General features: G+C 71.9%; 21 protein-coding genes and 1 pseudogene. 10 read left to right on the plus strand and 12 right to left on the minus strand.

The genetic code is table 11. The annotated features are described in order from the left end of the window. Together AB0J39_RS18805 and AB0J39_RS18810 are read right to left on the minus strand one after the other, a co-directional pair. A partial coding sequence (locus AB0J39_RS18805; RefSeq protein ID WP_363466146.1) for a DUF6597 domain-containing transcriptional factor occupies positions 1–374 on the minus strand: 374 nt, incomplete at its 3' end. 61 nt (positions 375–435) lie between these two features. Further along, positions 436–2,064 carry an ATP-binding cassette domain-containing protein gene (locus AB0J39_RS18810; protein ID WP_363466148.1) on the minus strand — a complete coding sequence of 543 codons (1,629 nt, stop codon included), beginning with the start codon at positions 2,062–2,064 and terminating at the stop codon, positions 436–438. A 105-nt stretch (positions 2,065–2,169) separates the two neighbouring features. Here AB0J39_RS18810 and AB0J39_RS18815 point away from each other — a divergent pair, with 105 nt between their 5' ends. Then, a complete protein-coding gene (locus AB0J39_RS18815) occupies positions 2,170–2,883 on the plus strand; it encodes a TetR/AcrR family transcriptional regulator (RefSeq protein WP_363466149.1) in 714 nt (237 codons plus the stop codon). On the opposite strand, the gene AB0J39_RS18820 is transcribed toward AB0J39_RS18815, so the two are convergent. The 3 genes from AB0J39_RS18820 to AB0J39_RS18830 all read right to left on the minus strand — a co-directional run bounded on the left by AB0J39_RS18820 (position 2,810) and on the right by AB0J39_RS18830 (position 5,394). Beyond that, positions 2,810–3,760: a sterol desaturase family protein gene (locus AB0J39_RS18820; RefSeq protein ID WP_363466151.1), complete on the minus strand. Its 951-nt coding sequence runs from the start codon at positions 3,758–3,760 to the stop codon at positions 2,810–2,812. The genes AB0J39_RS18815 and AB0J39_RS18820 overlap by 74 nt on opposite strands. Positions 3,761–3,890: 130 nt before the next feature. Continuing rightward, positions 3,891–4,715: an AraC family transcriptional regulator gene (locus AB0J39_RS18825; protein WP_363466153.1), complete on the minus strand. Its 825-nt coding sequence runs from the start codon at positions 4,713–4,715 to the stop codon at positions 3,891–3,893. Then, positions 4,702–5,394 carry a helix-turn-helix domain-containing protein gene (locus AB0J39_RS18830; protein WP_363466155.1) on the minus strand — a complete coding sequence of 231 codons (693 nt, stop codon included), beginning with the start codon at positions 5,392–5,394 and terminating at the stop codon, positions 4,702–4,704. The genes AB0J39_RS18825 and AB0J39_RS18830 overlap by 14 nt, the downstream gene beginning before the upstream one ends. Positions 5,395–5,493: 99 nt before the next feature. Between AB0J39_RS18830 and AB0J39_RS18835 the strand changes: the two genes are divergently transcribed. After that, complete coding sequence (locus AB0J39_RS18835; RefSeq protein WP_363466158.1) at positions 5,494–6,975, plus strand: DHA2 family efflux MFS transporter permease subunit; 1,482 nt, start codon at positions 5,494–5,496, stop codon at positions 6,973–6,975. Positions 6,976–7,025: 50 nt separating this feature from the next. Here AB0J39_RS18835 and AB0J39_RS18840 read toward each other — a convergent pair whose 3' ends face one another. After that, entirely contained in the window at positions 7,026–8,024 is a 999-nt protein-coding gene (locus AB0J39_RS18840) for a WYL domain-containing protein (protein ID WP_363466235.1), read from the minus strand. Positions 8,025–8,193: 169 nt separating this feature from the next. Here AB0J39_RS18840 and AB0J39_RS18845 point away from each other — a divergent pair, with 169 nt between their 5' ends. Beyond that, a complete protein-coding gene (locus tag AB0J39_RS18845) occupies positions 8,194–8,616 on the plus strand; it encodes a VOC family protein (protein ID WP_363466160.1) in 423 nt (140 codons plus the stop codon). Positions 8,617–8,643: 27 nt separating this feature from the next. Then, on the plus strand, positions 8,644–9,744 hold the full coding sequence (locus tag AB0J39_RS18850) for a winged helix DNA-binding domain-containing protein (protein ID WP_363466162.1): 1,101 nt from the start codon (positions 8,644–8,646) through the stop codon (positions 9,742–9,744). Positions 9,745–9,792: 48 nt separating this feature from the next. On the opposite strand, the gene AB0J39_RS18855 is transcribed toward AB0J39_RS18850, so the two are convergent. From AB0J39_RS18855 to AB0J39_RS18865, 3 genes are read right to left on the minus strand one after another with little or no spacing between them, the layout of a single operon-like run. Continuing rightward, positions 9,793–10,593: an ABC transporter permease gene (locus tag AB0J39_RS18855; protein WP_363466165.1), complete on the minus strand. Its 801-nt coding sequence runs from the start codon at positions 10,591–10,593 to the stop codon at positions 9,793–9,795. Then, complete coding sequence (locus AB0J39_RS18860; RefSeq protein ID WP_363466168.1) at positions 10,593–11,360, minus strand: ABC transporter permease; 768 nt, start codon at positions 11,358–11,360, stop codon at positions 10,593–10,595. Before AB0J39_RS18860 ends, AB0J39_RS18855 begins: the two co-directional genes overlap by 1 nt. A gap of 7 nt (positions 11,361–11,367) precedes the next feature. Beyond that, positions 11,368–12,303: an ABC transporter ATP-binding protein gene (locus tag AB0J39_RS18865; RefSeq protein ID WP_363466171.1), complete on the minus strand. Its 936-nt coding sequence runs from the start codon at positions 12,301–12,303 to the stop codon at positions 11,368–11,370. Positions 12,304–12,457: 154 nt separating this feature from the next. Between AB0J39_RS18865 and AB0J39_RS18870 the strand changes: the two genes are divergently transcribed. Further along, on the plus strand, positions 12,458–12,907 hold the full coding sequence (locus AB0J39_RS18870; protein ID WP_363466173.1) for a universal stress protein: 450 nt from the start codon (positions 12,458–12,460) through the stop codon (positions 12,905–12,907). Between the two features lie 28 nt (positions 12,908–12,935). Here AB0J39_RS18870 and AB0J39_RS18875 read toward each other — a convergent pair whose 3' ends face one another. After that, the gene (locus AB0J39_RS18875) at positions 12,936–13,691 is read right to left on the minus strand and encodes an ATP-binding protein (RefSeq protein ID WP_363466176.1); all 756 of its coding nucleotides are present in this window, start codon (positions 13,689–13,691) and stop codon (positions 12,936–12,938) included. Positions 13,692–13,891: 200 nt separating this feature from the next. On the opposite strand from AB0J39_RS18875, the gene AB0J39_RS18880 reads away from it, so the two are divergent. Together AB0J39_RS18880 and AB0J39_RS18885 are read left to right on the plus strand one after the other, a co-directional pair. Further along, on the plus strand, positions 13,892–14,287 hold the full coding sequence (locus AB0J39_RS18880; protein WP_363466178.1) for a DUF3224 domain-containing protein: 396 nt from the start codon (positions 13,892–13,894) through the stop codon (positions 14,285–14,287). A 29-nt stretch (positions 14,288–14,316) separates the two neighbouring features. Next, positions 14,317–15,264, plus strand: coding sequence for a YegS/Rv2252/BmrU family lipid kinase (locus AB0J39_RS18885; RefSeq protein WP_363466179.1), 948 nt, complete (start codon positions 14,317–14,319; stop codon positions 15,262–15,264). Positions 15,265–15,289: 25 nt separating this feature from the next. Here the strand turns inward: AB0J39_RS18885 and AB0J39_RS18890 are convergent. Continuing rightward, positions 15,290–15,445, minus strand: a pseudogene (locus tag AB0J39_RS18890) (SDR family oxidoreductase); the annotation flags it as partial. Between the two features lie 34 nt (positions 15,446–15,479). On the opposite strand from AB0J39_RS18890, the gene AB0J39_RS18895 reads away from it, so the two are divergent. Genes AB0J39_RS18895 through AB0J39_RS18905 form a run of 3 tightly spaced genes read left to right on the plus strand, consistent with a single transcriptional unit; the run spans position 15,480 to position 18,670 of the window. Continuing rightward, positions 15,480–16,364 (plus strand): DUF2268 domain-containing putative Zn-dependent protease, encoded by an 885-nt coding sequence (locus tag AB0J39_RS18895; RefSeq protein ID WP_363466182.1) that lies wholly within the window; start codon positions 15,480–15,482, stop codon positions 16,362–16,364. Positions 16,365–16,387: 23 nt separating this feature from the next. After that, the gene (locus AB0J39_RS18900) at positions 16,388–18,070 is read left to right on the plus strand and encodes a metalloregulator ArsR/SmtB family transcription factor (protein ID WP_363466183.1); all 1,683 of its coding nucleotides are present in this window, start codon (positions 16,388–16,390) and stop codon (positions 18,068–18,070) included. Between the two features lie 48 nt (positions 18,071–18,118). Further along, positions 18,119–18,670 (plus strand): hypothetical protein, encoded by a 552-nt coding sequence (locus AB0J39_RS18905; RefSeq protein WP_363466186.1) that lies wholly within the window; start codon positions 18,119–18,121, stop codon positions 18,668–18,670. An 890-nt stretch (positions 18,671–19,560) separates the two neighbouring features. On the opposite strand, the gene AB0J39_RS18910 is transcribed toward AB0J39_RS18905, so the two are convergent. Further along, on the minus strand, positions 19,561–20,397 hold the full coding sequence (locus AB0J39_RS18910) for a sugar nucleotide-binding protein (RefSeq protein ID WP_363466188.1): 837 nt from the start codon (positions 20,395–20,397) through the stop codon (positions 19,561–19,563). Positions 20,398–20,427 lie beyond the last annotated feature (30 nt).

Genomic DNA, 20,427 nt, shown 5'->3' on the forward strand with positions numbered 1-20,427 from the left:
ACCGCGCCCAGACGCATTCCCGGCGACGGGTGCCGGGCGGCGGCCTCGCCCGCCCGCTCGGCCAGCCGCCGTACCTCGGCGCCGGGCCACAGGTCGGCCAGCGGCACCCGCCGGTCGCGCAGCTCGTGCGCCGGGACTCCGAGGACCACCGGGCCGGTGCCGGGGCCGAAGCGCAGCCCCACATAGCGGGCACCGGGCCGGTCGCTCACCACGTGCGCGGCGGTGTCCGGGCCCGCCACCAGCAGCGCGCCGTCCGCCCAGATCACGTCCATGCATCCGTCCGGCAGCACCCGCCGCTCGGCGGCGTCGGAGCCGGGGGAGGTGCTCCACCACAGCACCGCCCGCGGCACACGCGAAGCCCTCTCCCGATACATGCCCGGCATTATCGCCCCCGCGTACCGACGAGGCCCATTGCGTGTCCTGAACGTCCGCGCCTCAACGGCCACGCCTGACCCGTGCCTCGTCCCACACCGGCTCGGCGCTCTCGTACACCGTTCCGTCGGCGCCGAAGACGAGGAAGCGGTCGAAGTCGGCGGCGAACCAACGGTCATGGGTGACGGCCAGCACTGTGCCGGAAAAGGAGGCCAGCCCTTGCTGCAGGGCCTCGGCACTGGCCAGATCGAGGTTGTCGGTCGGCTCGTCGAGCAGCAGCAGGGTCGCACCGGACAGCTCCAGCAGCAGGATCTGCAACCGTGCCTGCTGCCCGCCGGACAGGGTCTCGAACCGCTGCTCGGCGGCCGGCGCGAGCTCATAACGGGCCAGCGCCGCCATCGCGTCGTTCAGCGTGAGCGCGTGCCCGGACGTCACCAGCTCGGCGGGGGTGCGGCCGTGCAGGTCGGGCCGGGCATGGGTCTGCACGAAGTGGCCGGGGACCACCCGGGCGCCCAGTCGCACGAGACCGCTGTGGCGCACCGTGGCGACGGCGTCGCCTGCGGACTCGGCCAGCAACCGCAGGAAGTGGGACTTGCCCGAGCCGTTCGACCCGACGACGCCCACGCGCTCGCCGTACCAGATCTCCAGGTCGAACGGCCGCATCAGCCCGGTGAGCTCCACGCCCTCGCAGACGATCGCGCGCTTACCGGTCCGGCCGCCGCGCAGCCGCATCCGTACGTTCTGCCGCCTCGGCGGACGCTCGGGCGGGCCCGCCTCCTCGAAGCGCTCCAGTCGCGTACGGGCGGCCCGGTAGGCCGAGGCGACGGCGTCGTTGTTGGCCGCCGTCTGCCGCAGGGTCTGCACCAGGCGGCGGAGCTTGGCGTGCTCCTCGTCCCAGCGGCGCCGCCGCTCCTGCAGCCGGTCGATACGGTCGCGGCGGCCCTGGGCGTAGGTGGCGAAGCCGGCGCCGTGCACCCATACGCCGCGAGACTCCACCGTCACGATGCGGTCGGCGGCCTCGGCCAGCAACCGCCGGTCGTGGGAGACCAGCAGCACCGTCTTGGACGTGGCACGCAGCCGGCCCTCCAGCCACTGCTTGGCGGGCACGTCCAGGTAGTTGTCCGGTTCGTCCAGCAGCAGCACCTGGTCCGGGCCGCGCAGCAGCGCCTCCAGCACGACACGTTTCTGCTCTCCGCCCGACAGCGAGCTCACCGGCCGTCTCCGGACCACCTCGTACGGCAGGCCGAGCGCCGACGTCGCGCAGGTGTCCCACACCACCTCCATGTCATAACCGCCGGCGTCGGCGTAGTCGCCGATCGCCTGTGCGTAGGCCAGTTGTGCCGTCTCGTTCTCACCGGCCGCCAACGCCGACTCCGCCCGCCGCAGGGCCGCCGCCGCGGCCCGGACCCGCTCGGGAGCGACCGACAGCAGCAGGTCGTGCACGGTGCGGTCGTCGCGGACGCCGCCGATGAACTGCCTCATCACGCCGAGCCCGCCCGAATGGGTGACCCGGCCGTCGTCCGGGCGCAGGTCCCCGCTGATGAGCCGCAGCAGGGTCGTCTTGCCCGCGCCGTTCGGCCCCACCAGCCCGGCCTTGACGCCGTCGCCGACCCGGAACGACACCTCGTGCAGGAGCAGCCGCCCGTCCGGCAGCACGTAGGTGAGCCGGTCCACCTCCACGTGACCCGCCATCGCCGTCCCCTCCCACTCTCCGGACTGACGTTCCGGCCACCGGATCATTGATCCGGTGGCCGATCACCATACTAGACTCGCTCCCGGCGACGAGGAGGACGCGAAGTGGCGGGGAAAGGCTCGGGATCGGCCGGAGACGTGTGGCTGCGGCCGCCCGCGCGGGCGGCGCGTGAGGCGCCGCCGCTCAGCCGCGACCGGATCGTCGAGGAGGCCGTCGCCCTCCTGGACGAGGAGGGCGCCGACCGGCTGACCATGCGGCGGCTCGCCGAACGCCTCGGCACCGGTTCGACGACGTTGTACTGGCACCTGAAGACGAAGGACGACGTCCTCGACCTCGCCCTCGACGCGATCTTCGCGGCGGTCGAGATCCCCGGGGAGGCCGGCCGGGACTGGCGCGCCGACGTCACCGCCCTGGTCACCGGGTGGCGCGCCGTCCTCCTGGACCACCCCTGGTCCGCGGCGCTGCTGGGCCGCCCCATGCTCGGCCCCAACGTGCTCGCCCGCAGCGAGTTCCTGTACGCCACCCTCGTGAAGGCCGGGGTCGCAGAACCCCACCTGACCGCCGCGGCGTACGGGCTGTCCAACTACGTCATCGGGTCCGCGCTCATGCAGACGACCTGGACGGCGCGGGGAAAGCACGCCGCGCGGCAGGCCGCCCGGGATCTCTTCCGCGCCAGGAGCGACGACTATCCCGTCCTCGCCGCCCATGGCCCCCTGGTCGCCGACGGAGACTGGGACACCAGCTTCACCCTCGGCCTCGACTGGCTCCTGGACGGCATCCAGGCCGCCGCGGCTCCCACCGGGCCCCGGCACGAGTAGGCCCGGGCCGGGACGGCCCGGCGTGACAGGCGCCCGAGGCGCGGAACGGCTCGGCCAGCTGCGGCAGGTAGGCGGCGGGGTAGTCCGGCCTGGCGGCCATGCCGAGCAGCTCGGAGGAGAAACGGCGGGCGGGGTCGTAGGAGAAGGTGCCGAGCAGGTGGTCCCAGACGAGGGTGAACAGACCGAAGTTGACATCCCCGACGCCGGCCCACTTGAGGTGGTGGAAGCGATGGCCCTCGTTCAACGCCAGCACATACCTGGCCGCTCCGACGCGATAGTCGACGTTGGAATGCTGCAGCAGCAACTGGACCGCCACGGCAAGCGCCAGCGCGCAGGCCACCTCGACCGGCAGGCCGATCAGCAGCAACGGGGCGACCCCGGCGGTCATCTCCACCGTCTGGTGCAAGGGGTGCTTCATCAGCCCGTTGAGGCCGTAGAAGCGTCTGACCGAGTGGTGGACGGCGTGGAAGCGCCACAGCACGCCGACCTTGTGACTCGCGTAGTGGACCAGGGTGATCCCCAGGTCGGCGACCAGCACGGCGGCCGTCACCTGCACGACGAAGGGCCAGGAACGCGGCCACAGCTCGACGACGGTGACGTGGGCGGCCAGCAGCGGAACGGCCGCCACGCTGACGAGCAGCAGGCTCTCGTTGACGAAGGCGTGGACGGCGTCGCGCCGCCCGTCCCCCGACAGCGGGGCGTTCCAGGCGTCCTCGTACGGCAGCAGGCGTTCGGCGGCGAACGAGCAGCCGACGGCCAGGAGCAGCAGGCCGAGCAGCCAGAGCTTGGCGGCGCCGACGGCGGCCAGGGCGACGCCGGCGCCGTCGACGCCGACGAGCATGAACGGCACGTAGCCGTAGCGGATCACGGCCCTCACGGCCCGGTTCACAGGCCGGTTCACAGGCCGGTTCGCAGGCCGGTTCACGGTCGGGTTCACGGTGCGATGCATGCCGTCCAGGCTGGGGGAGACGCGGCCCGGCGGGCTTGGACGGATCCGCTGACCTCGTTCAGGGCGTGGGCGGGGACAGGGCGGCGAGCAGGTGGGAGGGGGCCAGCCCGAACATCTCCCGGGTGACGCGGGTCAGGTGGGAACTGTCGGCGAAGCCGGCCCCGTGCGCGGCCTGGGTGAGACTCGCCCCGCCGGCCGCCAGTTCCACGGCGCGGCACAGCCGGGCCCAGCGCAGGTACGGAGGGAACGGCAGGGCGAGCTCGGCGGAGAACAGGTGGCCCAGGCGGCTGGCCGAGATCCCGGCCGCGGCGGCCAGGTCGGTGAGCCGTACCGGGCCGTGCAGCAGCCCCGGCAGCACCCGCAGGGCGTGCCGCAGCGCCGGGTGCCGAGCGCCGGCGGGCGTGCTCCAGCCGTGGACCAGCGCGGCCGGGTCGGGTGCCACGCCGGGGCCCGCGGGCGGGAGCAGCGCGCGGGCGGCGGCCGCCCACCGATCGAGGCGGTCGTGGCCCGGGCCGCTCAGACAGGCGGTCAGCCGGCGACCGGCGCCGCCGGCGGGGTCGAGGTAGATCATGGTGGCCTGCGCGCCCGGCCCGGCGTGCAGGGCGTGCCGGACACGGGCGGGGATGATCGCGGCCCGCACCGGGCCGCGGGCCTGATGAGGGTCGGTCAGCTCCACCACGCCGTCGCCGACGATCAGGACCTGCACGGCGGCGTGGGCGTGCGGCTCGGTGACGCCCGCCACGCCGGTGTAGGCCAGCCAGCCGGGCCGCAGCAGGGTCGTGCCGCGCCACCCGCCGTCCGCGATCGCCGCATCGGGGTCGTCGCCGGCGGCCGTGGCAGGCCTGCGCCGCCCCGGTCGGGTGCGGCGGTCAGCCCGCGTCATGGGGAGCCGGCGCCGCGTGGGCGAGCAGCCCGTCGACGAACGCGCGCAGGCCCTGAGGATAGGTGTCCCGTGCCGCGAGGGCGGGCCATTGGTCGCCGATGGCGGCCAGGTGCGGCACCCGGGACGCGTCGAGGCCGCTGAACAGGGCCCCGCGGTGGCGCTCGTCGACGACCGGACGGCGGGCGGAGTGGGCGCGGACGAGGATCTCCCCGACGGTGTAGTACCAGATGCCGCGGAAGAGGTCGACGGCCTGCACGGGCGTGCATCCGTGGTCGCGGGCTCCGGCCACGACGGCCTCGACCATCCACAGCGCCGACTCGTCCAGCAGGCCGACGAAACCGTCGGAGGTGAGGACCTCCGCCGCCCACGGCCAGGCCGCGAGAGCGTCGTGCAGGGCGACGGCGGCCGCGACGATGCGCTCGCGCGGCTCGGCGGGCAGCCGGGGGCGTTCGAGCTGCTCGACGTAGTGATTCAGCAGCAGGACCAGCAGGTCGTCCTTGTCCCGGATGTGGTGATAGAGGGTGGTCGCCCCGATGCCGAGCTCGGCGGCCAGCCTCCGGATGGTCAGTTTCTCCCAGCCGTCCCGGTCGATGAGCCGGCGGGCCGCCGCCACGATCTGCGTACGGGAGGTCAGGGGTGGCCGGCCGGTGCGGCCGTGCGCTGCGGGCGGTCGGGGCATTGCCCCATCATGCCGTTCCGCCGCCCCCGGTCGCGAAACAGAGCGCGGGTTCCGCCCATGGGGGTTCCCGCCGGCCGGTCCGGATGCTATTTTCGGAACATGTTCCGAAAGTCTGCCGGCCACACGGAGAACGAGCCCGCGATGACGCACATCCCGACCGCCCGGCCAGGGCGCACCCTCACCGCGGTGGCCGTCGTGCAGTTCATGGTGTCGCTGGACCTGTCGGTCGTGAACGTCGGCCTCCCGCAGATCGCCGCCGGCCTCGGCTTCAGCGCGGTGGGACTGACCTGGGTGATCCACGCCTACGCCCTCGCCTTCGGCGGGCTGCTCCTGCTGGGCGGCAAGGCCGCCGACCGGTACGGCCGAAGACGCGTCCTGCTGCTCGGCCTCACCCTGTTCGGCCTCGCCTCACTGTCCGGCGGCTTCGCCCAGGAACCCGGCCACCTCGTCGCCGCCCGGGCGGCACAGGGCATCGGGGCCGCCGCGCTGGCCCCGGCCGCACTCGCGCTGCTGACCGCGACGTTCCCCGCGGGCAGGGCCCGCATCCGCGCCTTCGGCGTGTGGAGCGCGATGAACGCCGCCGGAGGCGCCCTCGGCGTCCTCATCGGCGGCCTGCTCACCGAGTACGCCGGCTGGCGCTGGGTCATGTTCGTCAACGTGCCGATGGCCGCGTGCGCACTGGCCCTGACCTGGCGAGCCGACCCGGGCCCGCCCCCCGCCCGCGGCGGCCGCCCGGACGTGCTCGGCGCCGTCCTGGCCACCGCGGGCATGACCCTGCTGGTGTTCGGCATCGTCCGCACCGACCACTACTCGTGGACCTCGCCGGTCACCGTGACCACCCTCGGGATCGCCGCCGCCCTGCTGGCCGCCTTCCTCCACGTCGAACGCACCACCGCCCGCGACCCGCTGATCCGGCTCGGCCTGTTCAACAACCGCTCGGTCACCGGCGCGAACGCCTACAACCTCCTGGTCGGCGCGGCCATGGCCTCGGCCTTCTACTTCGTGTCCCTCTACCTCCAGCGCGTCCTCGGGACCGGGCCCGCGCTGACCGGCGTCATGTTCCTGCCGTTCGCCCTCGGAGTGGTCGCCGGCTCCGTGCTCGCCGTCAAACTCGGCTACCGCCTGGCCCCCCGCACGCTCCTGGTCATCGGCGGGCTCCTCACCGCGACCGGATTCGCCTGGTTCGGCCTCATCGGCCCCGACGGGACCTTCACCACCGACGTCCTGGGACCCTCCATCGTCGCCAGCGTCGGCTTCGGGCTCTGCCTCGCACCGGTCGTCTCCACCGCCACCGCCGGCGTCGCACCCCACGAGACCGGCACCGCCTCAGGCCTGCTCAACAGCTCACGCCAGATCGGCGCCTCACTCGGGCTCGCCGCCCTCGGCACCGTCGCCTACAACCGCACCGGGCCGGCCGCCACACCCGAGGCCCTCAGCGACGGCTACGCCCTCGGCCTGACCCTCGGCGCCGCGCTCCTGGTGGCCGCCGTCCTCATCGCCCTCACCGTCCTGCGCCGCACCAACCCGCCGGCACAGGCCGAGCACACCACAGACCCCGGCCTGCTGCCCAGTGTGGACTGACCGTGGACTGACCGGGACAGACCGGCGGGGGACCGGGGGTCCGGCCGCACTCAAGGGAGCGGGGACCGCGTGACCGGCGGGCCGCTCGCCGCCGCGGCGAAGCGGCCGGCCAGCCGCGCGAAGGCATCCCTGAGCTCGGCCGGACCGACCACCTCGATGTCGGCGTCGAACCTGCCGATGTCGGCGGCCAGACCCGCCCACGACCACGACCCCAGGACAAGCCGGCAACGGTCCGGGGCGAGTTCCTCGACCACTCCGTCGCGGGCGTACAGGGACACCGAGGCGGCGGGCAGCCCGAGAACCACCTCGCCCCGGCAGGGCCACTCGCCGGAGCCGCCCGCGCCCCGGAACCGCGCGGACACGAAGGCGGCCACGTCACCCCCCGGCAGCTCACGCGGGACGAAGCTCGGCCCGGTGGGGGAGCGCGGGGTGATCCGGTCGGCGCGGAAGGTCCGCCAGTCCTCGCGGTCGAGGTCCCAGGCGACGAGATACCAACGCCCGCCCCAGGCCACCAGATGATGAGGCTCCACCCGGCGCGGCGGCCTCGGCACGCCGTCGTCGTCCACCCACGCCTGCGGCGCGTAGTCGAAACGCAGCACCTCACCGGCGTGGACGGCGGCGCTGAGCGCCATGAGGACGCTGCCGTCGACCCGAACCTCCGGCCGCTCGACGGCGGTGATCTGGAGAGTGTCGATGCGATGACGCAGCCGCGCCGGCATGACCTGCCGGACGGTGTTCAGCGCCCGCGCCGCGGCCTCCCCGATGCCGGCGCCGGTCGTGGTGGCCGTCTGCAGCGCCACGGCGAGGGCCACGGCCTGGTCGTCGTCGAACAGCAACGGAGGCATCTGCGAACCGGCCTCGAGCCGATAGCCGCCATCGGGCCCCATGAAGGTCGTGATCGGATAACCGAGCTCGCGCAGGCGGTCGACATCCCGGCGGACCGTACGCGCACTGACCCGCAGCCGCTCGGCCAGGTGCTCACCCGACCAGTGACGACGGGTCTGCAGCAGCGACAGAAGCGCGAGCAGCCGCGCGGACGTCTTCGGCACAAGACCCATCCTGCCTCCAGTGGAGGACACACCCTGTCCTCTACCCATGGAAGTGTGAGGTCATCGACGCCGGCCGAGGCCGAACCCACGGCAGCGACGCGACCCCCGGCCGCTTCCCGGCACGGGCTCGTCCGGCGCCAGTCCGACAGATCCACGACGAGGAGCCACCATGTCCATCACCACCACGACCCACCTGAACTTCCGCGGCGACGCCCGCGCGGCGCTCGACTTCTATCACTCCGTCTTCGGCGGCCACGTCGTCGCCGTCACCTACAAGGACGCGGGCGACGCGCGGAATGCGGACGAGGCGGACTGGGTGATGTGGGGCCAGGTGATCGCGGACAACGGCTTCCACGTCATGGCCTACGACGTGCCCTCCCACACCCCCTGGAACCCGGGCGAGAACGCCGTCTTCGTCTCCGTACGCGGCGACGACACCGACGAGATCACCGCCCTCTGGGACAAACTGACCGTCGGCTCGACCGTCGTGCGCCCGCTGGAGCCCGCGCAATGGGCCCCGCTCTACGGCATGGTCAAGGACCGCTTCGGCGTCGTCTGGGTCCTCGACGTCGCGGCACCCTACAACGGCTGAGAACGACAGCCGACCTTCCCGCGCCTGATGAGAGTCCTCGACAACCGCGCGCTGAACCGCGCCACGCTCGCCCGGCAGTTCCTGCTCGACCGCACCGCGACACCGGTCCTCGACGTCGTCGCGCACCTGGGCGGCATGCAGGCACAGGAACCACAGGAACCCTTCATCGGGCTGTGGTCCCGGGTGCGCGCCTTCCACCCCGCCGCCCTGGACGACCTGCTGACCGGACGCCACGTGGTCCGCACCCACCTGATGCGCCGCACCGTCCACCTCGTCACCGCCGACGACGCACTGGCCTGGCGCGCCCGGCACGACACCATGCTGCGTCAGCGGGTGCTGACCACCTACCGCCGCGAACTCGCCGGGCTCGATCCGGACGAGGTGGCGGCGGCCGGCCGGGAGATCATGGCCGACGGACGGCCCCGCACGATGGCCGAACTCGTCGACGCGCTCGCCGGCCGCTGGCCCGCACCGCCACGCCGGGCACTGGGCGAACTGCTCGTCGCCGCGCTCATCCCGATGGCCCAGCTGCCCCCGCGCGGACTGTGGCGCACCAAAGCGGGAGTACGCAACGCACCCCTCGCGACATGGCTGGGACGCGACATCGCCCCGCTCACTGCCGACGGACCCGACCAGACGGGCCAGGCGCTGGTCCTCCGCTATCTGGCCGCGTACGGGCCCGCCTCGTCCGCCGACCTGCGCGCCTGGTGCGGCCTGGCCGGGCTGCCCGCCGCGGTCGACGCCGTACGCGGAGAACTCATCGCCTTCCGCGACGAACGCGGCCGGCAACTGCTCGACCTGCCCGACGCGCCGCGTCCCGACCCCGGCACGCCCGCGCCCGTGCGCTTCCTACCGGCGTTCGACAACGCGATCCTCGGCTACCACGACCGCAGCCGCATCGTCGACGACGCCCACCGCGGCGTGTCGGTCGCCGGCGCCCGCGTCGTCCTGGTGGACGGCCGGGTCGCCGCGACCTGGGACGTCACGGCCGGCACCGTCGTCGTCACCCCGCTGCGCCGCCTCTCCCCATCCGACCGCGCCGCCGTGACCGAAGAGGGGCGCTCACTGGCGTCGTTCCTGACGGACGACGACAGCGACCGCGTGAAGATCGACCCGTCTCCCCCCTGAGCGCGAGACGCCGTGGGCGTGGGGGAGTCGCGCCGTCAGCCGCGCCCCTCAGTCACAAAGGACCCGGGTCAGGCGCCGGGAGGCGAACCAGACCCCCGCCACGGCCAGCGCCAGCAGGTAGGCCACGTGCCACAGCAGCCCCCACCCCAGCGCGCCCATGCACAGGCCACGCACCAGCTCCACCGCGTGATACAGCGGCGTGACCTGGACCAGCACCTCGACCGGGTCCGGGTAATCCCGCACAGGAGAGAACGTCCCGGAGAACAGGAACAACGCGAACTGCCCGGTCCCCATCAGGTCGAAATCCTGCCAGCCCCGCATCAGCGTGCTGACCGCCATCCCCAGCCCGCCGAAGGCCAGTCCCACCAGCACCGTCGCCGGAAACGCGGCCAACGCCCAGCCGGGCTCCGTCAACCCCATCGCGACCATCACAGCCAGGAAGATCCCGGTGTAGAGCGAACCCCGCACGATCGCCCAGATCAGCTCGCCGACCGCGATCTCGATGGGCCGCACCGGCGTCGCCAGCACCGCCTCGAACGTCTTCATGTACTTCAACTTGAAGAAGAAGTTGAACGTCGTCTCGGCCAGCGCCCCCGACATCGCCGACACCGCCAGCATCGCCGGCGCGACGAACGCCGCGTACGACATGGTCCGCCCGTCCACCGTCAGATCACCGATCAGCGCACCGACCCCGACACCGATCGACAGCAGATACAGCAGCGGCTCGAAGAAGCCCGACACCAGGATGATCCAGTACGACGGCCCGGAGCGCAGCGCCCCCACGTTGCGGCCGATGACGGCGCCCACCCGGCCGGGGGAGACCCGGGACGCCACCAGCGCGGTCACCATCAGTCCTCCAACCTCCGCCGGAACGCCCGCACCGCCAGGAAGAACCCCGCCACCGCCCACGCCAGCAGATACCCGGCATGCACCGCGACCGGCCAGGCCGGGGCCGTGCCGAGCGTCGCCGCCCGGCACAACTCCACCGCATGCCACAACGGCGAGGCGTAGGCCAGCGGACGCAACACCGCCGTCAGCTGCTCCACCGGGAAGAACACCCCGGCGAACAACGTCGACGGGATCACCACGAACCGGAACAGCAGCGAGAAGTAACTGTCATGCTCGATCGTGGCGGCGAACGCCGTCACCGGCGCCGACACCGACACCGTCAGCACCGCGCACACCAGCGGAGTGACCAGCGCCCACGGCGAGTGCAGCCCACCGAAGAACACCACCACGACCAGGAAGGCCACGACCGCGATCGTCACCCGCAGGACCAGGTAGAGCAGCTGGCCCCGGACCATGTCCGCCGGCCCCACCGGCGTGGCCCGCATCGCGTGATAGGCCCGGACCCACTTGAAGTCCCCGAGAACCGAGTAGGTCGACTCACCCACCGCGATCTGGAAGGCCGTCGACGCGAGCACGCCCGGCACGATCCACGACAGGTAGTCGACCCCCTGGACCTTGCCGACATAACCGCCCACACCGATACCGATGCTCAGCAGGAACAGCACCGGCAGCACGAACGAGGAGAACACCGACGCCTGCCACAACCGCCGGTACAAGGTCAGATGCCGCTCCAGCACCGCGACCGTCGGATGCACCCCAAGGCTCACGGCCATCTCAGTCCACCAACGTCCGGCCCGTCAGATGGAGGAACACATCCTCCAGCGTCGACCGCCGCACCAGCACGCTCGACGGCTCCAGCCCCCGCCGCTGGATCTCGGCCAACGCGGCGTCGCCGTCGTCCACGTAGACCAGCACCCGGTCGGGCAGCGGATCCACCCGCTTGCCGACCCCCTCCAGCGCCGCCGCATGCCGCGCCCCCGACTCGGGCATGCCGGGAAAGCGCACCTCGACCACCTCGGCCGTCGAATAGGTCTCGATCAGCGACCGCGGCGACCCCTCCGCCACGATCCTGCCGCCGTCCATCACCACCAGCCGGTCGCACAACTGCTCGGCCTCGTCCATGTAGTGCGTCGTCAGCACCAGCGTGACGCCCCGCTGCTTCAACCGGAACAGCCGCTCCCACAACAGATGACGCGCCTGCGGGTCCAACCCCGTCGTCGGCTCGTCGAGCAGCACGAGATCAGGGTCGTTCACCATCGCCCGCGCGATCGTCAGCCGCCGCTTCATGCCCCCCGACAGCGGCTCCACCTTGCCGCCCGCGCGCTCGGACAGCTGCACGAACTCCAGCAACTCGTCGGCGCGCCTGCGGCTCTCCACCCGCGACAACCCGAAATAACGGGCATACGTCACCAGGTTCTCCCGCACCGTCAGGTCGGGATCGAGGTTGTCCAGCTGAGGACACACCCCCAGCCGCGCCCGGATCCGCGGCCCGTCGCGCACCGCGTCCATGCCCAGGATCCGCAGCTCCCCGGAGGTCGGCGTCGACACGCAGCCGATCATCCGCATGGTGGAGGACTTACCGGCCCCGTTGGGCCCGAGGAAACCGAACGCCTCACCCGGCGCCACCTCAAGGTCGATCCCGTCGACGGCGGTGAACTCCCCGAAGCGTTTGACCAGGCCGCGCGCGTAGATCAGAGGTTGATCAGCCACGATCCGAGACCCTAACCAACGGCCCCGACATTTCCGCAACAGGTTATCCGCGCCGCGATCCGGACCCCGTCCCGCCTCCCTGGCGGCCCGCGAAGATCACACGACGCCTGACCGGGTTCCCGTGCGCCCCGCCCGACGCCGTACGCTGACTTGCGTGAACACGTTCGAGCTGGGCACCGACGGCCCGCGGGTGATCCTCGCCGGCATAGACGGCTCGGAGACCTCCATGCGCGCCGCGGCGTACGCCTGGGGGCTCGCCCGCCGTCAGGGCTCGCACGTCGTCCTCGTCCACGTCACCAACCCCGGCACGATCAGCACGATGATGCCCGCCGCGTCGGCCTCGGTGATCGAGGCGGGGGAGCAGGTCGCCGCGGAGCTCCGCGACCAGGTGGAACGCTTCGCCCAGGCCGCCCACTCACGCGTCGACTACACCTTCCGCACCGAATTCGGCGACGCCTCCGGCGTCCTCGCCAGAATCGCCGACGAGATCAGGGCGGACGCGGTCGTGGTGGGAGCCTCCACCCAGGCCGGCCACCGATTCATCGGCTCGGTCGCCCTCCGCCTGGTCCGCGCCGGCCGCTGGCCGGTCACCGTCGTCCCCTGAGCCGCCCGGCACCCCGCCGGCCCGGCGCTCAGCCGCGCACGTCCAGCGCCCGCAGGCCCTCCAGCACCCGCCGCAACGTCGCCTCGTCCGGGCCGTCCTCCCGCACGCCCACCGGATGCCGCCGCACCCGCTGCGGCAGCCCCTCCGCCGACGTCGCCGCGGAGGCCCCCACAGAGGCACCCGCCGGGACAGCCGCGGCCGTCCGCTCCCGCGGGCCCGTCGCCGGCGTCCCCGCCGGATCGCGCCGCCCGTGGCCGGCGCCCGCCGGCCCCCGCGGGTGAACCCTCTGCGGGCGCGCCGCCTCGACCGGCACGATGGCCAGCTCACACCACACGATCTTGCCCCGGTCCGGCGCCGGGTAGTGCCCCCAGTCCCGGGCCAGGCCGCCGACCAGCGCGAGCCCCCGGCCGCCCTCGCCCAGCTCGCCCTCCACGTCGCCGACGTCGCCGCACTGCACCGGCTCACGATCGCTGACGTCCCACACCTCGATGAACAGGCTGCGCCGCCCGGACGCCACCCGGACCCGCAGCGCCACCGTACGCAGCGCCACCGGGAACATCGACGAGGCGACCGGCGGGCTGACCACGGCGTCCGTCGCCCGCACCGCGTTCGTCACCAGCTCGGAGACGACCAGCTCCGCCGTCTCGGCCAGATGCGCGAGCTCCCACCCCCGCAACTGGCACCGTACGAACGCGCGCGCCCGGCGCGGAGCGGTCGGAGCCGATCCGAACACCTCGAACGCGGTCCTGCGGCCCTCCTGGGACGGAAAGGGAGAGGTCAGCATTCCGGTGGACGCGCCTGGACGGACCGGCCGGCGAGGACCGGGGCGGCCGGTCGGGGGAAACCCATGCCTCCGATCATCTGTCATGAACGGCTGCAAAGTAGCCGGCTTAACGGCATTCGCCGAGATTTCTCCTTCCCCTCACCCGCAAGTCACCGCCATACCTGGCAGGGGATGACAGGAATACCCGGCACGCTGGACATATGAACGGACACGCGACCGGAACCTTCGACATCACCGGCTGGACCGAGCTGGCGACCGAGGAGAGACAAGGCGCCACCTTCGGCCGCAACCACATCGCCAAAACCTTCCAGGGCGACCTCGTGGGCACCAGCACCACCGAGATCCTCACCGTCGTCACCCCCGGCGGCCCCGCCGCCTACGTCGGCGTCGAACACTTCGAAGGCACCCTTCACGGACGCAAGGGCACCTTCGTACTCCAGCACGGCGCGGCCAGCCACAACGGCGGACCCTGGATGAAATGGCAGATCGTCCCCACCAGCGGCACCGGCGAACTGGCCGGCCTCACCGGCGAGGGCACGATCCGCGTGGCGGACGGCCACCACTACCTCCTCGACTACACCCTGCCCGACGCCTAACCCGCCCACATCCGGGTAGCCGGCAGTCCATGGTGAAATCCGCTGACCGGCGGTCCACGGACGAGCCCGCCGCCGCCACCCCCCGCACCACGGCGCCCCGCGTCGCCGTCATCGCGCACCGCAAGAAGACCATCGGCGGCGGACTCGACGAGCTCCGCAAACTCATCACTGGATACGACGTCGCCGACCTGCTCTGGTACGAGGTCCCCAAGAGCAAGAAGGCCCCCAAGAAGGTCCGCCAGGCCCTCAAGGACGGCGCGGACCTGTTCTTCCTCTGGGGCGGCGACGGAACCGTCCAACGCTGCGTCGACGCCCTCGCCGGAAGCGACGCGACCGTCGCCGTCATCCCCGCCGGGACCGCCAACCTGCTCGCCCGCAACCTCGGCATCCCCGAGGACCTGCCCGAGGCCGTACGGATCGGCTTCGAGGGCCGCCGCGCCAAGATGGACCTCGGAAAGATCAACGGCGAGCACTTCGCGGTCATGGCCGGCGTCGGATTCGACGCCGAGATGATCGCCGACGCCGACCGCGGCCTCAAGGACCGCCTCGGCCGCTTCGCCTACATCTGGACCGGCCTGCGCCACGTCGGCGGCGCCGTGACCCCCATGAAAATCAAGATCGACGGCAACGACTGGTTCGAAGGCGACGCGAGCTGCGTCCTGGTCGGCAACGTCGGCACCGTCACCGGCGGCATCGACGTCTTCGAAGACGCCCGATTCGACGACGGCTGGCTCGAAGTCGGCGTCTCCACCGCCGAAGGCCCCATCCAATGGGCCCGCGCCCTCGGCCGGATGAGCGCCGGAAACGCAGAGAAGTCCCCCTACGTCCGCATCACCCGCGCCAGGAAGGTGTCGGTCAAACTCCGCACCCCCATGGCGTACGAACTCGACGGGGGAGCCCGCGACCGGGTCGAGCGCATCACGGTCAAAGTCGTGCCCCAGGCCATCACGGTCTGCCTGCCCGACCAACCCGCCTGACCCCCATCGTCCCCAGCGGTGGAACTCAGATCCGGTTCAGGCCGCCGTCGACGTACAGGCTCGAACCGGTGATGAAGCCGCTCGGCTCGGAGGCGAGGAAGGCCACGGCGGCGGCCATCTCCTCCGGGCGCCCGAGCCGGCCCGGCGGCACCTGTGGGGGCCGGCCGTGCCGCAGGTTTGACCTTGACGCTGCGTCAACTTCTACCATCCGGGCCATGCCGATCACCGTTCTCGACACCTACTCCGCCATGAGGCGGATCCTGCTGGCCCCGGTCGCCGACCGCGTCGACCTGCTGCGCTCCATGCTGGAGCCCATCCGAGGCATGTACCGCTACCAACCCGGCGACGTCGACCTCGCGGCCGTACACCGCGAAACGTCCGGGTTCCCCATCGACCGCGACGAGGAACGCTGCCTCGACGCGCTCGAAACCCTGGCGGCGGCCCAATCCTGGGAGCGGATGCAACGCGCCCTCGACGACGCCCTCACCGTACTGCTGGAGGCGACGCCGGGGCTGAAGGCCCCGGACATCACCGTGCTGTTCGTGCTCGGCGATCCGGCCGACGAGCACTTCATGGGTCCCTGCCAGGCAGTGACCGGGTTCGGCGGCATCTCGGGCTACATCACCATCACGTTCTGGCCCTTCCCCGAGAACGTGGAACGGCTGGAGGCCACCGCCGTACACGAACTCCACCACAACCTGCGCTTCGGCCCCGGCGGGATCGTATGGGACCCGATGACCGTCACGGTCGGCGAGCACATCGTCTCCGAGGGCCTGGCCGACGCCTTCGCCCGCCAGCTCTACGGCGACCGACTCGGCGCCACCCGCATCGGCGTGCCCCACCTGCGCGACGACGAGATCTTCGGCAAGGTGCTCACCGGGCTCGACGTGACAGGCATGCAGAACTTCACCGCCTGGGTGCACGGCGACCCCAGCGCCGAACGCTTCGGCCTCACCCCCGTGGGACTGCCGATGGGCGCCGGGTACGCCGCGGGCAACCGGCTGGTCGACACCTACCTGGCGGCGACCGGGCAGACCGCCGCCCAGGCCCTGCTTACCGACAGCTCGCAGATCATCGCCGCCACACTCCACCGACGGTGACAGCCGAGGGTGACACTGGAACGATGGAGTGGACCATCCAGGAGCTCGCGGCGAGGGCCGGCATCACCAGCCGCACCCTGCGCCACTACGACCGCGTCGGGCTCCTGGCCCCGTCCCGGGTCGGCGCGAACGGGTACCGCTACTACGGCCCCGCCGCGGTCGCCCGGCTACAGCGCATCCTGCTCATGCGACGGCTCGGCATGGGCTTGCAGGCCATCGCCGAGGTCCTGGCCGAGGAAGTGGACACCTACGACGGGCTCCGCGCCCACATCGCCGCACTGGAGAAGGAACGGGACCGCATCGAACGGCAGATCCGGTCCGTGCGTCACACCATGGAGGCGCTCCAAGCGGGGGCGGAGCCGCGGATGGACGTCATGCTGGCGGGCTTCAACGACGGCTACCAGGACGAGGTCGTCTCACGCTGGGGCGAGCGCGCGTTCCAGGTGAGCAACGACTGGTGGCACGGCAAGACCCTCGACCAGCAGCGAGCCTGGAAACAGGCCACCGAGGACCTCGTCGCCGCATGGGCCGACGCGGCGAAGGCCGGAGTCCGCCCGACCTCCGAACACGCTCAGGCACTGGCCGCCCGGCACATCCGGTGGCTGAGCCGGATCCCGGGCACCCCCACGGCCGAGGGCGACCGGGATCGCTCGATCGAGATGGTGCGGTGCGGCCCCCATCCTCGTCGTGCAGGGGCGGTCCGTGTGACAGACCGGCGAAGTGACGATCGCGCCGACGAGGGTCAGCGCGGCCGCCAGCAGGCCGCCGGTGCGAAGTCCGCCGATGGTGGCGTGGTCGTCGAATTCACCCTCGGGCGCCCTTGCCCGCTCCGGCGGCGGGCGGACCCGGGCGACAGCGGCGTTGACAATAGGCAGGCGAATGCCTGCATAATCTCGGGTGTGAAGTCCGAGGCGACACAGATGGACGTGGTCTTCAAGGCCCTGGCCGACTCCACCCGGCGACTCCTGCTCGACCGCCTGCGCGAGCACAACGGTCAGACGCTGCGCGAGCTGTGCGAGCACCTGGACATGGCGCGTCAGTCGGCGACCCAGCACCTCGACATCCTGGAGCGGGCCAACCTCGTCACCGTCGTACGGCGCGGACGGGAACGACTTCACTACCTCAACCCCGTGCCGATCCACGAGATCGAGCAGCGCTGGATCGCGGGCTTCGACATGCCCCGGCTGAACGCGATCAGTGCCATCAAGAAACAAGCGGAGGAGTACGCAATGAGCGACGAACCCACGTCCGTGCCGACCTACGTCTACGTCACCTACATCCGGGCGAGCGCGGAGCAGGTCTGGCACGCCCTGACGGACGCGGACCTGACAGCGCGCTACTGGGGACACGCCAACGTCTCGGACTGGCAGCCGGGCTCGACCTGGGAGCACCGGCGCGTCGACGGGTCAGGCGTGGTCGACGTCGGCGGCCGAGTGATCGAGGCCGACCCCCCGACACGGCTGGTCATCACCTTCGAGGACGCCCTCGACGCCGAGCCGAGACAACCGTCGGTCGTCACCTTCCTCGTCGAACCGCACCAGGACATCGTCCGTCTCAGCGTGACCCACGAGAACCTCGCCAACGAGGACATGCGCAACGGGGTCTCGCACGGATGGCCGGCCGTGCTGGCGAACCTCAAGTCGCTGATCGAGACGGGCGACGTCCTCCCGCAGGCGCCATGGGAGATGTCGCCCGCGCACACCTGAGGCCGCGCTCGCCACGCACGACTTCGAACAGCGAAGAAAGAAGGCGACATGCTGGACACCGCTCCGCTCCGCGAGGCCCACCGCGCACTGCTCGACGCCGCCGCCACGGTGGCCGGTCACGGGGGAGCGAGCCTCGTCCCGCCCGCCGGAGAGTGGAACGCCGACCAGATTCTGGCGCACGTCTCCATCGTCGACGCCGTCACCATCGCCGCCGCGTCGTCGATCGCCGCGGGAGCGAGCGCGACGTACGACAACCGCATGGCGCTCGACGCCTGGACCATCGACCGCGTCATCGTGCGCGCCGGCGGCAACGCCGGGCTTCGGGACCGCGTCCGCGACCAGGGGGAGGCCCTGTGCGCGCTCGGGCCGATCCTGAGCGAAGCCGAGCTCGACACGCCCGTGCCCACCCTGCTGCTGTCCAAGGGCATGGCCCTGGTCGATCAGCCCGTGGCGTTGCGCGACCTCATCACCGGCCTCGCCGAAGTGGAACTACCCGGCCATACGCGGCAACTCCTGGCCCTGCTGCCGGACCACGACAGCGAGGTGACGCTCGTAGGCACGAACGGCGGACACCGCGGGGGAGAGGGGAGCGGTCACTGAGCGTGACCGGCTCTCGCGGGACACCGAGGGCCGACCGCGGACCGTGCGGAAACGGCTTCCCGGGCGATCCGGGCCGGAGGCAGATGCACCCGGCGCGTTGAATCCTGCGATGACGGACAGGACAACGACGGCCATCGCCGTGGTCCGCCTGCGGACCACGAGGAGGTCCTGGGTCGCGCAACGCCGGTCCGTCCACGGTAGGAACAACGGTAGGAACAGCGGCCGCTCGGCGTGCCGAGGTCCGATGGCGTCGGCGCCGCGTCAGTCCGATCTCCGTTGCACTCGCTTCCGCGGCATGAGCACTCCGAACCGGGGCGACGGAGGAGGGTCTTCAAAGCTAACTTGACATAATGTTCATTATCGAGCAACGCCGGAAGGGGGTGCCAGCACCAGAAATGGCGCATTCCGGCCGGCTGAGACTTCCCGGAGAAGCTCCAGCGACCTCCCTGCGATCGCCGGTCCGCTCCTTGGGTGCGACGACGGACTCTCGCGCCGGCGCCGGGCCGACTGCGGCGGATCGCACAGAAACAGCCTTTCGCGACGGCCGCGCCGTCTGCGCGGCCACGGCCGGATGATTTCCGCAGCATCGCTCATGCGGGCTCCGAGGGTCCGGCCGGCCGTTTCAGAGCCGTCGGAGCCGGCCGGTCCGTCCCTCGCCCGGGTCGAATCCGCCACATCAGCCGCGCCGACGAGGCTCTGGACCACGGTTGCCGCCATGGCCGCGGTGCCGAGCGCCTGCCTGCCTTGAGAGAACGATGCCGACCCGCTGCGATGGCCTCGCCTATCGGACAAAATGACACATCTGGCGTCATACCAGACAGAAGGTGAATTCTGTTTGGTATAGACAAAGGTGTCTAATTCCACTCGCAAGCGGCCATATTGCTGGGCATTCATCCCTCGTCTCCCCTTCGCGCCAGGAACTGGCGCGCGCCACGTAGCCTCGTCCGGAGTCGCCGCTGCGTCATGCCGCATTCCAGCCGCACGTCAAGCGGTCCGGGTATGCCGGTGTCCGCTCGCCGGCCTGACGGCAGACCGCTCTCATCGAGGCCGTCACGCCGCGCGATGAGCACTCCCAGTTCGTATCGGCTCACCGCGTCGGCCCCCGCCACGTGGTGGATTCCGTGGTGCTCGGACGCGGCGAGTTCGAGGAGCGCGGCGGCGAGGTCGGCGACGTGCACGGGACACCGCACGTCGTCGGTGAACAGCACTCCCCTCGCTCCGCCTCCGGCCAGCGAACGCACCAGCGCCTCGTGCGGAGAGTCACCGTCACCGATGATCAGGGACGTCCGGGCTATGACGGCGCTCGGCGCGATCGCGTCCACTGCCGTCTCCGCGGCGGCTTTGGCCGCGCCGTACGGGCTGATCGGGTCGGGGACGCAGGTCTCGTCGTATTGGGTCGCGGCGCCGGAGAAGACCGCGTCGCTGGACACGTGCACCAGCCGCGCGCCTACCGCGGAGGCGGCGAGGGCCACGTTCGCCGCTCCGGCCGCCGTGGTCGTCCAGTCGGCCTGCCGGTACGCGGCGTTGACGACCACCTCCGGCCGGGTCGCGCGGACGAGCGCGTCGACGTCCCCTCTCCGGCGTACGTCGAGGGGCCCCCACTCGACGCCCGGGGTCTCCCCAGCGCGGGTGAGGTGGGTCGCGGCCACCTCGTGCCCGGCGGCCGAACTCTGGCGAGCCAGTTCCCCGCCGAGGAAACCGCTGCCGCCGACGATGAGGACTCTCATGGCCGACCACCATAGGCAGCCCGTCACGAC

This window comes from Microbispora sp. NPDC049633 (assembly GCF_040675265.1).
Taxonomy (GTDB): domain Bacteria; phylum Actinomycetota; class Actinomycetes; order Streptosporangiales; family Streptosporangiaceae; genus Microbispora; species Microbispora maris.

Coding starts and splice junctions, on each gene's coding strand:
- AB0J39_RS18810 (WP_363466148.1), bottom strand. CDS start 2,064: ATGGCGGGTCACGTGGAGGTGGACCGGCTCACCTACGTGCTGCCGGAC.
- AB0J39_RS18825 (WP_363466153.1), bottom strand. CDS start 4,715: ATGACGCGGGCTGACCGCCGCACCCGACCGGGGCGGCGCAGGCCTGCC.
- AB0J39_RS18830 (WP_363466155.1), bottom strand. CDS start 5,394: ATGCCCCGACCGCCCGCAGCGCACGGCCGCACCGGCCGGCCACCCCTG.
- AB0J39_RS18835 (WP_363466158.1), top strand. CDS start 5,494: ATGTTCCGAAAGTCTGCCGGCCACACGGAGAACGAGCCCGCGATGACG.
- AB0J39_RS18845 (WP_363466160.1), top strand. CDS start 8,194: ATGTCCATCACCACCACGACCCACCTGAACTTCCGCGGCGACGCCCGC.
- AB0J39_RS18850 (WP_363466162.1), top strand. CDS start 8,644: ATGAGAGTCCTCGACAACCGCGCGCTGAACCGCGCCACGCTCGCCCGG.
- AB0J39_RS18855 (WP_363466165.1), bottom strand. CDS start 10,593: ATGGTGACCGCGCTGGTGGCGTCCCGGGTCTCCCCCGGCCGGGTGGGC.
- AB0J39_RS18875 (WP_363466176.1), bottom strand. CDS start 13,691: ATGCTGACCTCTCCCTTTCCGTCCCAGGAGGGCCGCAGGACCGCGTTC.
- AB0J39_RS18880 (WP_363466178.1), top strand. CDS start 13,892: ATGAACGGACACGCGACCGGAACCTTCGACATCACCGGCTGGACCGAG.
- AB0J39_RS18885 (WP_363466179.1), top strand. CDS start 14,317: ATGGTGAAATCCGCTGACCGGCGGTCCACGGACGAGCCCGCCGCCGCC.
- AB0J39_RS18895 (WP_363466182.1), top strand. CDS start 15,480: ATGCCGATCACCGTTCTCGACACCTACTCCGCCATGAGGCGGATCCTG.
- AB0J39_RS18900 (WP_363466183.1), top strand. CDS start 16,388: ATGGAGTGGACCATCCAGGAGCTCGCGGCGAGGGCCGGCATCACCAGC.
- AB0J39_RS18905 (WP_363466186.1), top strand. CDS start 18,119: ATGCTGGACACCGCTCCGCTCCGCGAGGCCCACCGCGCACTGCTCGAC.
- AB0J39_RS18910 (WP_363466188.1), bottom strand. CDS start 20,397: ATGAGAGTCCTCATCGTCGGCGGCAGCGGTTTCCTCGGCGGGGAACTG.